Here is a 16,968-nt window from a genome sequence, read left to right as displayed (position 1 = left end):
ATCGCTTTGGTACCGAACGCCGATGGTATTCGCAAGAGTGCTCTTCGAAGTGACGAACACGCCAAACGTTATTCAGGTGTATTACCCAGATGGAAATTGACGACCGGCCCGATCACATCGGCCGCATCGGCATTGGTCATCTCGTTGTGGAAAACCTCGACGTCGTGGATGACGATATCCCCTGTCACGTACGGTCGCCATTCCTGTGGAGATCTGACAATTCCGTCGCTCGCGCCCTTCGTTGCAGAAAAGAACAAGACGTCGCCGTCGAAGACATCCGGAACGAACTCGGCCATGATCCGGGTCGAGTTCTCGAATCCCGCATTGATCCTTCGCAGGTGATCGGCAGTGACGCCGGTCGTCTGACCCAACGACTCGTCGAGCAGTTCGACGCCCCGCTCGTACGTCAGCGGCTCGGCCGGCGACTGAGAAGTCAGGTCCAGCCCCAAACCTGCGAGTAGGTTCTCGACGCTCAACGCACCCTCGGGTGTGTCGTCGTGGCCGTCGACGTAGCTGTCCAGTAGAGCCAGGGTACGAACCTCGCTGCCGGTGCTACGCAATTCCACGGCGATCGCATGGGCCAGCGAGCCGCCGAGCGACCATCCGAGGAGATGGTACGGACCCACCGGTTGGACGGCGCGAATTTCATCGGCGTACCGATGTGCGAGGTCGCGTATCGAGCCGAAGGTCGACCCTTCGACGATGCTCGGCAGCTGAAGGCCGTAAACCGGGCGATCGTCGGTCAATTTCGAGACGATACCGGCGTATCCCCACGAGAGTCCGATCCCGGGGTGGACACAGAAGATCGGTGCCTTCGACCCTGTACTGCGTAGTGGAATCACCACGCCGAACACCGAATCGAGGTCTGCACCGGAAGCGCCGGCGTCGGACGCGACCCTCGCGGCCAACCCCGCCGGTGTCGGGTCGACGAACAACGCTTGCAGTGGCACTCGAACTCCGATGGCATCTTCGATGGCGGGCACGATCTTGGTCGCAACCAAGGACGTGCCGCCGAGCTCGAAGAAGTTGTCGTCCATACCGACTCGGTCGACCCCGAGAACGTGGGCGAACGCATCGGCGATTGCGGCCTCCACGTCGGTGCTCGGTGCCCGGTACGGAGTTGTCGACACCGTCAGCTCCGGTACCGGAAGTGCCCGACGGTCGAGCTTGCCCACAGGAGTCAGCGGAATATCGTCGAGTTCGACGATCGACGACGGAACCATATGGCGTGGAAGCATTTTCGCAACTCGGTCGCGTAGTGCCTCGGGGTCGATCGTCTCGCCGTCTGCCGCGAGGACATACGAGACGAGCACAGTGTCGCCGGACGCCGCAGTGTGTCCGATCGTCGCGGCGAATCCCACCTGATCCTGCTCGGTCAGGGCCGAATCGATCTCACCGAGTTCGATTCGGAAACCGCGTACCTTCACCTGGAAGTCGCTGCGTCCGACGAACTCGACGTCACCGCCACGGCCCCACCGCACGACATCGCCCGTCCGGTACATCCGATCCCCCGGTGTACCGAAGGGATCGGCGACGAAACGTTCGGAGGTCAGAGCGAACCGATCGAGATAGCCGCGCGCGGTACCGGGACCGGCAATGTAGAGCTCGCCCGGTACCCCCGGTGCAACCGGCCGGAGCCGCGAATCGAGAACCATGTATCGGAATCCGATTGCAGGGCGGCCGACGTCGACCGTGCCACCCGGTACGAGCGGTCCACCGACGCTGGCCTGGATCGTGGTCTCCGTCGGGCCGTAGCCGTTGAACATCTTGCGTCCCTGTGCCCACCTGGCCACCAGCTCCGGAGTGCACGCTTCACCACCGACGGCCAATACGCGGACGGTACCGAGCCGCGTCTCGTCGATCGAAGACAGCGCCGCAGGCGTCAGGAACGCGTGCGTGACATGTTCGGCTTCGAGGAGATCGGCCAGCTCGCCTCCGCCGAAGACACCGGGCGGCACGATCACGACCGTGGCACCGACTCCGAACGCCATGGTCAGTTCGTAGATCGACGCGTCGAAACTCGGTGACGCGATGTGTGAAACTCGTGAATCCCTGGTGGGACGGAACCGCTCGATGACCTCGGCCTGGAGGTTGGCCAGGCCGCGATGACGCACCGCGACACCCTTCGGCCGCCCGGTCGAACCCGAGGTGTAGATCAGGTACGCCGGATGGTCGATGTGGAGGGTGGCCGTGCGCTCCGCGTCGGTCACGGCCGCGGCCGGATACCGAGCCAACTCGGCAGAAATTTCCGGATCGTCCAGAACCAGCCACGGAACCGTGTCAGGTAGCGCATCCTTGCTGTCGATATCGGTCAGCCCCATGGCGGCGTGGGAATCTTCGAGCATGTGCGCGATGCGATCCGCCGGGTAGTTCGGATCGACCGGCAGATACGCGGCACCGGTCTTGGCCACCGCCCATACCGACAACACCGACTCGATCGAACGAGGTAGGGCCAACGCAACGAAAGTCTCGGGCCCGACGCCGTAGTCGATGAGCATCCGAGCGATGCGGTTGGACCAGCTGTCGAGATCGGCGTAGGACAAACTCACGCCGCGGTAGGTGACGGCGACCGCGAACGGGTCGAGACCGACCGACTCTGCCAGGAGCTCCGGCCACGTACGAACCGCGACATCTGGGGTCCCGCGCGCCGGTGACAACGCCCGCCGCTCATCGCTGTCCAGGATGTCGATGTCGCCGACCACCGCGCGGCGGTCGCGACCCACGGCGGCCAGGACGCGGATCAGTCTCGACGCGATCGCCTCGACACTGGCTGCATCGAACAGAGACGTGGCGTAATCGAATGCCGCTTCCAAGCCGCTCGGACGACCGCCGTCGTCGAACTTTTCGGAGAGCAGCAGTTGAAGGTCCTGCTTGGCGACGGGAACGTCGAAATCGAAGCCTTCCACGCGTAGGCCCGGTAGCTCGACCGAGGCCTTCTCGTTGTTCTGGAACGACAGCGCCACCTGAGACAGCGGGGCGTAAGCCGTCGAGCGAGTCGGGTTGAGGACCTCGACGATTCTCTCGAACGGCATCTCGGTGTGGTCGAACGCTTCGAGATCGTGGGCCTTGACCTGGTTCAGCAGATCCTCGAACGTCGCGAACTCGTCGACTCGGCTCCGCAGCACGAGCGTGTTGACGAACATTCCGACGAGGTCGTCCAAAGCAGCGTCCCCGCGTCCGGCGACCGGAGTGGTGATCGCGATGTCGTCGGTACCGCTCAACCGAGCCAGCACCACCGCGAACGCCGCGTGCAGAACCATGAACATACTGACGTTCTGTTCACGCGTGATCTCGACGAGGTTCCGATGGATCTCGGCATCGACATCGAAGCGAACACGGCCACCGCGGAAATCCTGGGTGGTCGGTCGCGGTCGGTCGGTCGGCAGCGGCAATACGTCGGGCAGACCGGCGAGAGCTGTGGACCAATGCTCGAGCTGCGCCGCTGCCACGCTCGACGAGTCCTGTTCGTCTCCGAGCAGGTGACGCTGCCAGATCGTGTAATCGGCGTACTGAACCGGCAGCGGCGCCCAATCCGGAGCGTGGCCTGCGCTACGAGCGGAGTATGCGAGAACGACATCGCGCGCCAGCGGTGCCATCGATGCACCGTCGGCCGCGATGTGGTGCACCACCATGGCGAGCACGAAAACCGGCTCGTCCGCCGAGTCGTCGCCGGTGCCGAGCACCTGGAACAGCTCGACATGTACCGGGATCTCGGAGGTCACGTCGAACCCACGCCCGGCCAGCAGTGCCACGCGGTCGGTGAGCACCCCGGAGTCGATCTGTTCGGGTTCGACCGCTGGGGCGACATCTGCCGCCGGATGGACACGTTGCTCCGGGAACTCGGGTCCGTCGGGGAACGTCGTGCGCAGCGACTCGTGGCGTTCGAGAACATCGATCACTGCAGCGGCCAATGCCGCCGTGTCCAGCTTCCCGGTCAGTTTGACGACCAATGGCACGTTGTACGCGGCCGAAGAGGTATCGAACTGGTTGATGAACCACATACGTTGCTGAGCGAGCGAGAGCGGAATGTGGTCCGGACGCACAGCGGCGACCAACGCCGGACGTCGTGTTCGAGTGTCCGCGCTGCCGACCACAGTCGCCAGTCCCGACACCGTGGGCGTCTCGAAGATCGTGCGAACACCGATGGCGGTGTCGAATTCTGCGTTGACCCGAGCGATCACCCGGGTTGCGCTGAGCGAGTCGCCGCCGAGCTCGAAGAAGCTGTCGTCGGCCCCGACTCGATCGACCTCCAGAATTTCCGCGAACACGGCAGCGACGGTGATTTCGGCCGGGCTACTCGGTTCGCGTGAGGAGGTGGCCGACCCGAACTCGGGTACCGGCAGTGCGGCCCGATCGAGCTTGCCCACGGGAGTCAACGGAATCGACTCGAGTACCACGATGGCGCTGGGCACCATGTGGGACGGCAATGCTGCAGCGAGATGATCGCGCAGGACCGCGGTGTCGAAGGTGTCTGCCGGATTGTCCCCGGTGAGGCGGATGTACGACACGAGAACCGTCGCCCCGGTCGGGCCAGGAGTGCCGAAGGTCGCCGCGAAGTCGACCACTGGATGCGCCGAGAGGGCTGCGTCGATCTCGCCGAGTTCGATGCGGAATCCGCGCACCTTGACCTGGGAGTCACTCCGGCCGACGTATTCGATGGTCAGGTCCGACGTCCATCGAACGACGTCCCCGGTTCGGTACATCCGCGCACCGGGCGTACCGAACGGATCTGCGACGAATCGCTCGGCCGTCAGGCCCATCCGATCGTGGTAACCGCGCGCCAGTCCGACGCCCGCGAGATACAGCTCTCCTGCCACTCCGACAGGAACGGGCTGCAATCGCGAATCCAGAACCACCTCGTACACGCCGCGCACCGGTCCGCCGATGGACACCGGCTCGCCGGCAACCATCGGTGCACTGATGTTGGACATGATCGTCGCTTCGGTCGGCCCGTAACCGTTGAACAGGTTGCGGCCGGGTGCCCACCTGCCGACCAACTCGGTGGGAACGGCCTCGCCGCCGACGACGACATCGGCGAACGTCTCGAGACCGTTCGGGTCGACCGACGCCAGTGCAGACGGGGTGATGAATCCGTGCGTGACGGCTTCCGATGCCAGCAGCGATGCGAGTTCCTCGCCGCCGTAGATCGATGGCGGCACGATCACCATCGTGGCACCGACACCGAACGCCAGCAGGTACTCGAGCACCGAAGCATCGAAGCTCGGCGACGACACGTGCAGCGTCCGGGAATCCTTCGTGACCCCGTAGCGCTCGCGCTGTTCGGTCGCGAAGTTGTCGAGGCCGGAATGAGTGACCACGACCCCCTTCGGAACTCCGGTCGAACCGGAGGTGTAGATCGTGTACGCGGCACTGCCTTCGGTGACGCGACCGTGGCGTTCGTCTGCGGAGATCGGACCGTCGTCGACGGCGTTGGCACCGTCCGTGGCGAGATCGTCCAGAACGATCCACGGCACGGTGGACGGCAGTTCGTCGAGGTGGGCTCGGGTGGTGACACCGAAACCTGCGCCCGAGTCCGCGAGCATGTGCTCGATGCGATCGGCCGGGTAGTTCGGATCGACCGGGACGAAGGCGGCACCGGACTTCGCGACCGCCCACACCGTCAGTACCGACTCGATGGACCGGGCGATACCGAGCGCAACGAAGGTCTCGGTGCGCACGCCGTGGCTCAGCAGAATCCTGGCGAGCCGGTTCGACCGTCGATCCAGCTCCCGATAGGTCAATTCACCGTCGACACTGCGCAACGCGATGGCGTCCGGGTCGATGGCCGCGGCATCGGAGAATATCTCCGGAAGCAGCCGCGTCGACCTGCCTTCGATGCCCCGTACCGGTGCCAGGGCTGCACGTTCGGCGTCTGCGAGCAGTCCGACTCGAGCCAAGGGCCGTTGTTCGTCCGCCAGCAATGCCGTCAGCACTCGCTCGACTCGGTCCACGATGGCGTCGACTTCCTCGATCCCGAACAGTTCGGGCAGGTACTTGGCCTTGAGGTTGAGGCGCTCGTCGACCGACGAGACCAGGGTGAACGGGTAGTGCGCGGCATCCGTTCCGAGAATGTCCGTCACCTGCATGCCTGCGAAATCAGTGGCAGCCGAGGCTCCGGCGCGATCGACCGGATACGACTCGAAGACGGTCAGTGTGTCGAATGCAACGCCGGCACCGGCCGCACGCTGGATGTCGGTCAGGCCGAGGTAGTGGTGATCGAGCAGTGCGGCCTGCTCCCCCTGCACACGGTCGACGAGAGCGCCCAAGGTCTCGTTCGGATCGAGAGTGACCCGAACAGGCAACGTGTTGATGAACAGGCCGATCATCGCCTCGATGCCGGGGACCTCCGGCGGACGGCCGGACACGGTGGCACCGAACACGACATCGTCTCTGCCGGTGAGTGTCGCGAGTACGACGCCCCATGCGGTCTGAACGAGCGTGTTCAGAGTCGACCCGCGACGAGACGCGAAATCACGCAAGGCTGCAGTGGTTTCGATCGACAGCGAGCGCTCGGTTTCGAGTGAGACCGTGGACAACTGTCGACCCCGGTCACCGGTGACCAGCAGCGTCGGCTCCTCGACCCCCGCCATCGCGCTGACCCACTGCGAGGTGGAGATCGCGACGTCTCGTTGCCGCATCCAGGTCAGGTAATCCCGGTAGGCGGGAATCCGCGGCAGCATCGAGTCGTCGGCCTCGGTCACGTACAGCGTGATGAGTTCCTTCACCACCAGCGGCGTCGACCATCCGTCCAACAGGATGTGGTGGTTGGTCAGCAGCAGCCGCCAATGATCGTCGGCGAGGGTGATCAGCGTGAACCGCAGCAGCGGGGCGCAGTCCATGTCGAACCGCACGCTGCGATCGGCCTCGAGGACACCCTGCAATGCAGACTCGACATCGGCCTCGCCGCGTAGATCTACCTCGGCCCACGGCACGGTGACCGAGCTCTGCACGATCTGCAGAGACTCTCCGGTGCTGTTGTGTACGAAGGCCGCTCGCAGATTCGGGTGACGCGCGACGAGCTTGTCGACGGCGGCGTGCATGCGTGCCGGATCGACGACGCCGCGCAGCTCGAGGCCCAGTTGAACCATGTAGGCGTCGATTCCCGCGCTGTCGCTGCCGACTTCACCCGCGAGGCGCGCGTGGAACAACAAGCCTGCCTGCAGCGGCGACATCGACCACACGTCGTCGAGATCCGGGAATCGCTTCTCGAGCACCTCGATGGAGCGCTGATCGATGTCGACCAGATCCAGATCGGACGGGGTGAATCCACCCGCGTCCTCGGACGAGGAGTGCTCGGTTATCGAGGTCAAGGCCCGGGTCCACAGTTCGATCAACCGATCGACGTCCTCGGCCGTGAGAACGCCCGAGGGGAACGCGAACGTGGCGTCCAACTGCGGTCCGTCCGGTGTCGACGTCGTGACGGCATTGATGTCCAACGCAGCAGGTACGGGCATGTCCGGGTTCTGTGCGTCGCCCAGTTCTGCGTCCGCCACAGGAATCCAGCCGACATCGGCCATGCCTTCGGTCGATCCGGTCGAGAAGCGTCCGAGATAGTTGAAGCTCACCTGTGGTGCGGCGTAACCGGACAGAGCCTCGCTGCCCGCGGAGTCGAGGTACCGCAGCATGCCGTATCCGATTCCGTGATCCGGGATTTCGAGCATCTGCTCCTTGACGGCCTTGATCAGTGCGCCGGCGGAATCGCCACCAGCCAACGCGTCGGCGATGTCCACGGAGCCGAGATCGAGGCGCACCGGGAAGATCGTGGTGAACCAGCCGACGGTCCTGCCCAGATCCGCTCCTGGCACCACTGCGTCCTCACGCCCATGGCCTTCCAACGTGATCAACGCTGTACGCACCTCGTCGCCGCGTTCGCGACGCCACGCGGTCAGAGCCAGAGCCAGTCCGGCCAGCAGTCCGTCGTTGACGCTGCCACGGAACACCTCGGGGACAGTGGTGAGTAGACGCTCGGTCACCTCGACCGGGAGCGACACCTTGATGCGTTGCACCGTTGCGTCGACGTCGACGTGCTTGTCCAGTGGACGCGATCCGATGGTCGGATCCACACCGTCGAGAATCCGCTGCCACAGCCCCAGTTCCGCCGAGCGGCGCGCGGTGACGTCGGTCAATCCGGTCGACCACCGCCGCATCGATGTACCGATCGGTGCCAGCGCAGGCGTGTCGCCTGCAACAATCTGGCTCCATGCCGTCGCCAGATCCGGAACGATGATTCGCCAGGACACACCGTCGATGACGAGGTGATGCGCGACGACGAGTAGTCGGCCGGACCCGTTCGGGCCTTGGAACCACACCATCTGGATCATGACGCCGTCGGCGGGAACCAGTCGGTCTGCAGCGGCGTCGAGTTCTGTTGCCGCGCAAGACGAGAACTCGGGACCGTCGACCGTCTCCACCGGTACCGCATGGATGACGGATGCAGCGGACACGGTGCCGGCCGGAGATACTTCCTCGTGCCAGATTCCGTCTGCGTCGACGAACAGTGACGACCGAAGCATGTCGTGGCGATCGAGTACGGCCTGAACGGTGCGCTCGAGCGTGTCTCGATCGATATCGACGGGAAGCTGAAGCAATGCCGTCTGGGTGTACCGACCGAAGTTCTTGCTGCGGTCCAACATCCAATGAACGACCGGAGTCAGCGGGAGCGGTCCTACTCCCCCGCCCTCGAGCTCCTCGAGCACCACCGCGTCGCCACCGAGAACAGCGACTTCGGCCAACGCCGCCACGGTCTTGCGCTCGAAGATGTCGCGCGGCGCCAGCACGAGGCCTGCTGCCTTGGCTCGCGAGACCAGCTGGATGGACATGATGCTGTCGCCGCCGAGAGCGAAGAACGAGTCGTCGACGCCGACCGTGTCGAGGCCGAGGACATCTGCGAACAGTCCAGCGAGTATGGATTCGACTTCGGTTGCCGGCAAACGACTTTCGGTCACGTTGGCGGAGAAGTCCGGAGCGGGCAATGCGCGCCTGTCGAGCTTTCCGTTGGCGGTGAGCGGCAACTCGTCCAGCACGATCAGGGCTGCGGGCACCATGTAGGAGGTCAGTGTGGTGCCGACGAAGTCGAGAACGGCGGAGTGATCGATCGTCCGTCCGGCCTCGGCAACGACGTAGCCGATCAGTCGATCGCCGAAGCCGTCGTCGCGCACCGAGACCACGGCGGCCGCGACGCCGTCGAAGGCAAGCAGGGCGCTTTCGATCTCGCCGAGTTCGATGCGGAATCCGTGCAACTGGACCTGCATATCGCTGCGACCCAGGTACTCGAGTGCGCCGTCCCGGTTCCATCGGGCGGTGTCTCCGGTGCGGTACATCCGTGCACCAGGCGCACCGGACGGATCTGCCACGAAACGGGTGGCAGACAGCCCTGCGCGGCCGAGGTAGCCCCGAGACAGCTGTGCCCCGGAGACGTACATTTCACCCGTGACACCCGGCGGCACAGGATTGAGACGGGTGTCGAGGACAGCGACGCTCAACGCCGGGATGGCCTGACCGATGACGCTGGCCGACGCCGAGGCCGCGAACGCTTCCGTCAGAGCCAAATGGCTCACGTGGACCGTCGTCTCGGTGATGCCGTACATGTTGACCAGGGTGGGCGCGGATTCGTCGTGCCGGGAGTACCAACGTCCCAACTGCCCGAGATCGAGCGCCTCGCCGCCGAAGATCACGTAGCGCAGCGATAGTTCTGTGGCGTCGTCCGAGGATCCGGCGGCCGCGGTCGCGGCCCTGTCGGCCTCCGCGAACTGGTAGAAGGCCGTCGGCGTCTGGTTGAGTACCGTGACCTTTTCACGAATGACCAACTCGCGGAACAGCTCCGGAGAACGTGCGGTGTAGTAGTCGACGACGACGAGAGTGCCGCCGTGCAGCAGTGGGCCCCACAACTCCCAGACCGAGAAGTCGAAGGCGTAGGAGTGGAACATCGTCCAGACGTCACGATCGTCGAAATCGAACAGACCGGCAGTGTTGGCGAACAGGGTGGCCACATTGCGGTGCGCGATCTGCACGCCCTTGGGGCGGCCGGTACTACCCGAGGTGTAGATGACGTACGCGATCGAATCCGCGCTGGTTCGCCCGACCCGATCGGCATCGGTCACTGGTGCGCCGGAGACGCGGCCGAGTTCGTCGATCAACTCCGGCGAATCGACCAACAGCACGTCGACGTCAGTGGCAGGCACCGCTGAGCTGTCGGCGACGGTGGAGATCACGCAGACAGGTGCGGCGTCTTCGAGCATGAACGCCAGCCGGTCGGCTGGGTACGAGACGTCGACCGGCAGATAACCGCCACCGGACTTGATCACCGCGAGCAGAGCGACGATCAGCTCTTCGTTGCGCGGCATTGCTACCGCCACCAGCGATTCCGACGTCACCCCTCGGCCCACCAGGACCCGTGCGAGTCGGCTCGACCGTTCGTCCAATTCGGAATAGGTCATCGAGCGATCGCCGAAGACGACTGCACGCGATTGCGGGAATTGTGCTGCAGCGGAAGCGAACCGGTCGGCCAGAGTGGCGTCGGTCGCCGCACGGCCTGCATGGTTCCACTCGTGCGCCATTGCGTCGAGTTCACCGTCGAGCAGCAGATCGATGTCTCCGACGGCACGGTTGGGATCGGCCGCCACCGAGGCCAACACCGAGCTGAAGCGCGCGGAGAACTCCTGCACCGAGGATTCCTCGAACAAATCCACCGCGTACGTGATCGCGGCCGTCATGCCGGACGGCACCCCGGACTCGTCGAACTGTTCCGCAACGGTCAGCTGCAGATCGAACTTGGCCACGTGCGCGTCGATATCGACGGCTTCGACGGTCAGGTCGGGCAGTTCGAGCGTCGCGGCGGTGTTGTTCTGGAATTCGAGCAAGACCTGGAACAGCGGTGAATGGTCGGTCGAGCGGGCGGGGTCGAGAACGTCGACCAGCCGCTCGAACGGAACGTCGGTGTTGTCGAACGCGGCAAGATCGGCTGCGCGTGTCGACCGAAGCAACTCGACGAACGAGAGCTTCGGTGCCACTTCGGTGCGCAGCACCAGCGTTCCGACGAACATGCCGACGAGGTCGTCGAGCGCCGCCTCGCCTCGTCCGGCGATCGGCGTGCCGATCGCGATGTCCTCGGTGCCACTGAGACGGGCCATCAAGATCGACCACGCCGCGTGCACCGCCATGAAGGCAGTGGCTTCGTTGGTGCGGGCGATGTCGATCAGTGCTGCATGTACCGTGCGATCGATCTCGAACCGCACACTGTTGCCCCGCAGTGACTGACGAGCCGGGCGTGCATGGTCCAGCGGCAGTGGGAGTACCTCGGGCAGGTCTGCAAGCGTGGTTTTCCAGAAGTTCAACTGCTGCGCAGCCAGCGAGGCCGGATCGGACTCGTCGCCCAGCACCTGCCGTTGCCACACCGCGAAGTCGGCGTACTGAATCTCCAGTGGCGACCACACCGGCTCGGTAGCAGCCGCGCGGGAACCGTAGGCCACCATCACATCTCGCGCCAGCGGTGCCATGGAGGCTCCGTCGGCGGCGATGTGGTGCACCACGATCGAGAGCACGAACTCGTCCGGTGCCAGCCGGTACAGGACCGCACGGAACGGTAGCTCGGTCGAGACGTCGAAGCCCGTTGCAGCAGCAGCCGAGATGGCCGAGACGACGTCGGCAGGATCCAGGTCGACCACGTCGAGATCGGAGTTCACCTGCTCGAAGTCGAGGATCTGCTGTTCGGGCTTGTCGTCACGGGTGGGGAAGATCGTGCGCAACGACTCGTGTCGCCTCGAGACGTCGCCGACAGCCGCACTCATCGCGGCGATATCGAGGCGTCCCGTCAGGCGGATCGCGAGCGGAATGTTGTAAGCCGCAGACGCCACATCGAATTGGTTGATGAACCACATTCGTTGCTGCGCCAGCGACAACGGAATCGAGTCCGGTCGCGCCTGTGCGATCAAAGCGGGACGGCGACCGGCACCGACTGTGGCGCTGTGGATGCGAATGGCAAGCGACTCGACGGTCGGTGCCTCGAACAGAGCACGCACGCTGATCGTGGTGTCGAGTGCCGAGTTGACTCGGGCGGTGAGTCTGGTGGCGCTGAGAGAGTCGCCGCCGAGGTCGAAGAAGCTCGTATCGATCCCGACTCCGTCGATTCCGAGTACCTCACCGAAGATGTCGGCGATGGTCTGCTCGGTCTCGTTGCGCGGCGCACGCGAATCGCTTCCGAGATGGAGATCGGGCGCAGGCAGCGCGGTACGGTCCAACTTGCCTGCCGGCGTCAGCGGAATCGACTCCAGCGCGACGAATGTAGTCGGGATCATGTGGGTGGGAAGAGAATTCGAGACATGCGTCCGCAATGCCGCGGTATCGATCCGACGACCGGGCCGCGGTAGAACGTAGGCGACCAGAATCGTGTTGCCCGTAGGGCCGTCGACACCGATCGTGGTGGCGAACTCGACCGAGGGATCGTCGGTGAGGACCGAATCGATCTCGCCCAGTTCGATACGGAAGCCACGCACCTTGACCTGGAAATCGCTGCGGCCGACGTACTCGAGCGTGCCCGCTTCGGTCCACCGCACCACATCTCCGGTGCGGTACATCCGTGCACCCGGCTCGCCGAAAGGATCTGCGAGGAATCGCTCTGCCGTCAGACCGAATCGGCGATGGTATCCACGCGCCAGAGCAGGCCCGGCGAGATACAGCTCACCTGCAACTCCGGTCGGGACCGGATGAAGCCGTGCATCGAGGACCACTTCGCTGAAACCGATTGTCGGCGAACCGATATCGATCGGCGAGTCGACGTTCAGCTGATCGCTGATTGACGAGAAGATGGTCGCTTCGGTGGGACCGTAGGCATTGAACATGCTACGGCCCGGCGCCCAGCGGGCCACCAGCTCGGGCGGACACACGTCGCCACCGGTGGCGACGACGCGCAGCTCGGTCAGGCCTTCCGGATCGACCGACGCCAGCGCGGCGGGTGTGACAAATGCATGAGTCACGTGTTGTTCGGAGAGCAACGCAGACAGTTCGGTGCCACCGTAGACCGAGGTCGGTGCGATGACCATCGTCGCAGCGCCGGAGAACACCATGATCAGTTCCAGGATGGACGCATCGAAGCTCGGCGATGCGAACGCGAGTACTCGTGCATCCTCGGAAACCGAGAAACGGGTGCGCTCCTCCTCGGCAAGGTTTGCCAGCCCGCGATGGGTGACGCTGACACCCTTGGGTACCCCGGTCGAACCCGAGGTGTAGATCAGGTACGCGACCTGATCGAGGTGCAACGGACGGATGCGGTCCTCGTTGTGGACCGCCGCGGTCGAGTACGCGGCAAGCTCTGTGTTCGTCTCGTCGTCGTCGAGGACGGTCCATCGGGCGGAGCCGAGATCCTCGACAGCGGCCAGGTGTTCGGACACTGTCAGGCCGATGTGCGCGTGCGAGTCGACGAGCATGTGCTCGACGCGATCGCGCGGGTAACTCGGATCGATCGGTAGGAACGCCGCTCCGGTCTTGGCGACCGCCCAGATACCGAGTACGGATTCGATCGAGCGCGGCAGGGCCAGCGCAACGACTGTTTCCGGGCCGGCACCACGAGTGATCAGGGCGCGCGCAAGAGCGGACGACCGTGCATCGAGCTCGGCGTAATCGACGCTGCCGACCTCGCTCCACAGTGCAGTTCCACCGATGTTCGACGCTGCTGCGTCGGTGAAGATATCGGGCAGCAGCCGAGCATGCGGTGCGGCCGGGCCGCGAACCGGGGCCAATCGACCCAATTCGTCCTCGGACAGGAGCGAGAGCGATCCGACACGTCGATCCGTGTCGGTGGCGATTGCGTCGAGTACACGGACGATTCTGTCGACCGTCGCTCGAACGACCGTGTGCTCGAACAGTTCCGGAAGATACTTCGCCTCGATGTGCAGCCGGTCGTCGACCATGGCGACAAGAGTCAGCGGATACTGTGCGGTATCGCTGCCATCGCGCACGTCGTGCACCCGCATGCCTGCGAGGTCCGTCTCGGCCGACAATCCCGCGCGGTCCATCGGGTACGACTCGAACACGGTCAGAGTGTCGAACGCCACGGCGGGCCCCACCGCGCGCTGGATGTCGGTGAGACCGAGGTAATGGTGATCGAGCAGCGCGGCTTGCTCGGACTGCACGCGGTCGAGGTATTCGCCGAGTGTCTCGACCGGGTCGAGCACGATCCGGACGGGAAGGGTGTTGATGAACAGCCCGACCATCGACTCGATGTCGGAGACCTCGGGCGGTCGTCCGGACACGGTGGCACCGAACACGACGTCGGAGCGGCCGGTCAGGGTGCCGAGGACCAACGCCCACGCAGCCTGCACCATCGAGTTGATCGTCACTCCGCGGGCACGAGCGACGGCCCGCAGACGGTCCGTTCGAGAGGCGTCCAAGGACACCAGAGCGCGGCCGGCCAGCGTCGACTCCTGCCGCCGACTTTCCACCGGGGTCAGCAGGGTCGGCTCGGTGAGTCCGCTCAGGGCGTTCACCCACGCCTCGCGTGCCGACGAGCGATCGCGCTTGGCCAACCAGGCCAGGTAGTCGCGGTAGGCGGGGACACGAGGGAGCAGGGTTTCGTCGCCGTCCACCACGTAGAGGGTCAGCAGGTCCTTGAGGAGCAGTGGCGTCGACCAACCGTCGAGCAGGATGTGGTGGTTGGTCATCACCAAACGCCACTGACCCGGAGCCACTGCTATCAGCATGAAGCGCAGCAGAGGTGCCTGAGCCATGTTGAACCGGGTGGCCCGGTCCTCGTGTTCGATGCGCTCGAGTTCTGCGGCCCGAGCGTCGTCGTCGAGGTTCGACAGGTCGATCGAGGACCACGGAACGTCGACGTCGTGGTGGACGATCTGGATGGACTCGCCGTCGCTGTTGTGTACGAACGCGGTGCGTAGGTTGGCGTGTCGGCGCAACAACGCCTGTGCGGAGCGCCGGAATCTCGCTTCGACCACCTCGCCGCGCAGTTCCAAGACCAACTGAACGATGTAGGCGTCGACAGACTGATCGGACAACTCCGCGTGGAAGAGCAGACCGGCCTGCAGGGGTGTCATCGACCAGATGTCGTCCAGCCCCGGGTATACCCGTTCCAGATCGTCGATCGAACTCTGATCGAGGCGCACCAGGTCCAGGTCGGAGGGGGTGAAGCCACCCGCCTCCGGTCGTTGCGCCAGTCGGGTCAGAGCGGTGAGAGCCTGACGCCACAGCTCGGCGAGCTCACTGACCTCGTCCGCCTCGAGCACGCCGCTGGGGAATGCAAAGGTCGCCTCCAACCGGGGGCCCGTCGGCGTCGCAGTCGTGACGGCGTTGATGTCGAGTGCGGCAGCGACCGGCAGATCCTCGTCCTGCGAATCGCCGACACCGGAATCGTCCACCGGCAGCCAGCCGTGTCCGCGAAGCTCGTCCGGAATGTCGGTGCTGTAGCGCCCGAGGTAGTTGAAACTGATCTGGGGAGCCGGGAAACCCCGAAGAGCGGCGGCGCCGTCCTCGTCCAGGTAGCGCAGCATGCCGTAGCCGATGCCGTGATCGGGAACTGCCAACAGCTGCTCTTTGACCGATTTGATCAGCCGTGCTGCATCGTCGCCGCCTGCAAGAGCGTCGTCCAGGTCGATGCCGTCGAGTGTCAGCCTGAGTGGGTAGATCGTGGTGAACCACCCGATGGTGCGGCTGAGATCGGCACCAGGAACGACGTGGTCCTCTCGGCCGTGGCCCTCGAGGGAGATCAGAGCATCGCCGACGACGACCCCGCGATCGCGCCGCCACACCGCGGTGGCAAGGGCGAGAGCGGCGAGCAGGCCGTCGTTGACACTGCCGTGGAATGCGTCGGGCAGGGCCGTGAGCAGTCCTTCGGTGACGTCGGTCGGCAGCGCAAGCTCGACCTTGTCCACCGTCCGATAGACGTCGATATCGCGGTCGAGTGCCCGAGATCCGATGAGCGGATCGGGTTTCGACACCACGTCACGCCAGAACGGCAGTTCGTCACCGCGGGTTGTGGTGACCTCACGCAGCCCGTGAGACCAACGGCGCATGGAGGTACCGACGGGGGCCAGTTCCGGAGTGCTTCCGTTGCTGATCTGGGCCCAGGCCGACGCGAGGTCCGGTACCAGAATTCGCCAGGAGACACCGTCGATCACCAGGTGGTGGGCTACCACCAGCAGCCGGCTTCCCTCGGAGCCCGCGTCGAACCACACCATCTGGATCATCACGCCGGAATCGGGTGCCAAACGGCTCACTGCGGCCTGAGCCTCGGCTCGGGCCTGCTCCGAGAACTGCTCTCCCCGAACGGTTGTCGACGAAACGCGGCGTACGACCGAGTGTGCCGTCACCGAACCGACGGGAAGAACCTCCATGCTGGGAAGCTCGCCACGGTGAAGTACCCCGCGCAGCATGTCGTGGTGATCGAGGACGGTCTGGACCGTAGCTTCGAGGACCTCGAGCTCGATATCGACGGGGAGGGTCAACACAGCGGTTTGTGTGTGCTGATCGAGCACATCCGTGCGATCGAGCATCCATGCCACGATCGGCGTGAGCGGGACATCACCCACACCGCCACCTGGCAGCTCTTCGAGAACGAGCGCAGCGGTGCTCTCTCCTGCTGCAACCACTTCTGCGAGCGCGGCAACAGTCTTGTGCTCGAACACATCTCGTGGCGACAGCGCCAAACCGGCAGCTTTCGCACGGGAGACGAGCTGAATGGACATGATGCTGTCGCCGCCCAGCGCGAAGAACGAATCGTCGACGCCGACGCGGTCGAGCCGGAGGACCTCGGCGAACAGCCCGGCCAGCGTCTTCTCGATTGCATTGTCTGCGTCGCGGCTGGAACTGACCTGTGCGGACCAATCAGGTTCGGGTAGTGCGCGTCGGTCGAGTTTGCCTGCAGGAGTCAACGGAATCGACTCGAGCATCACCACTGCCGAGGGCACCATGTGCGCCGGCAACACCGAACCGGCATGCTCACGCAACGCCGCCGCATCCACACTG

The 16,968-nt window shown here is 64.7% G+C and carries 1 protein-coding gene; it reads right to left on the bottom strand.

All coding sequences use genetic code 11. The features are described 5' to 3' along the window. Positions 1–68: 68 nt before the first annotated feature. A partial coding sequence (locus ACOQFP_RS02965; RefSeq protein ID WP_421583396.1) for an amino acid adenylation domain-containing protein occupies positions 69–16,968 on the bottom strand: 16,900 nt, incomplete at its 5' end.

This window comes from Rhodococcus sp. MALMAid1271 (genome assembly GCF_049195265.1).
Lineage (GTDB): Bacteria > Actinomycetota > Actinomycetes > Mycobacteriales > Mycobacteriaceae > Rhodococcoides.
This window is presented reverse-complemented; position numbering and strand designations above follow the sequence as displayed.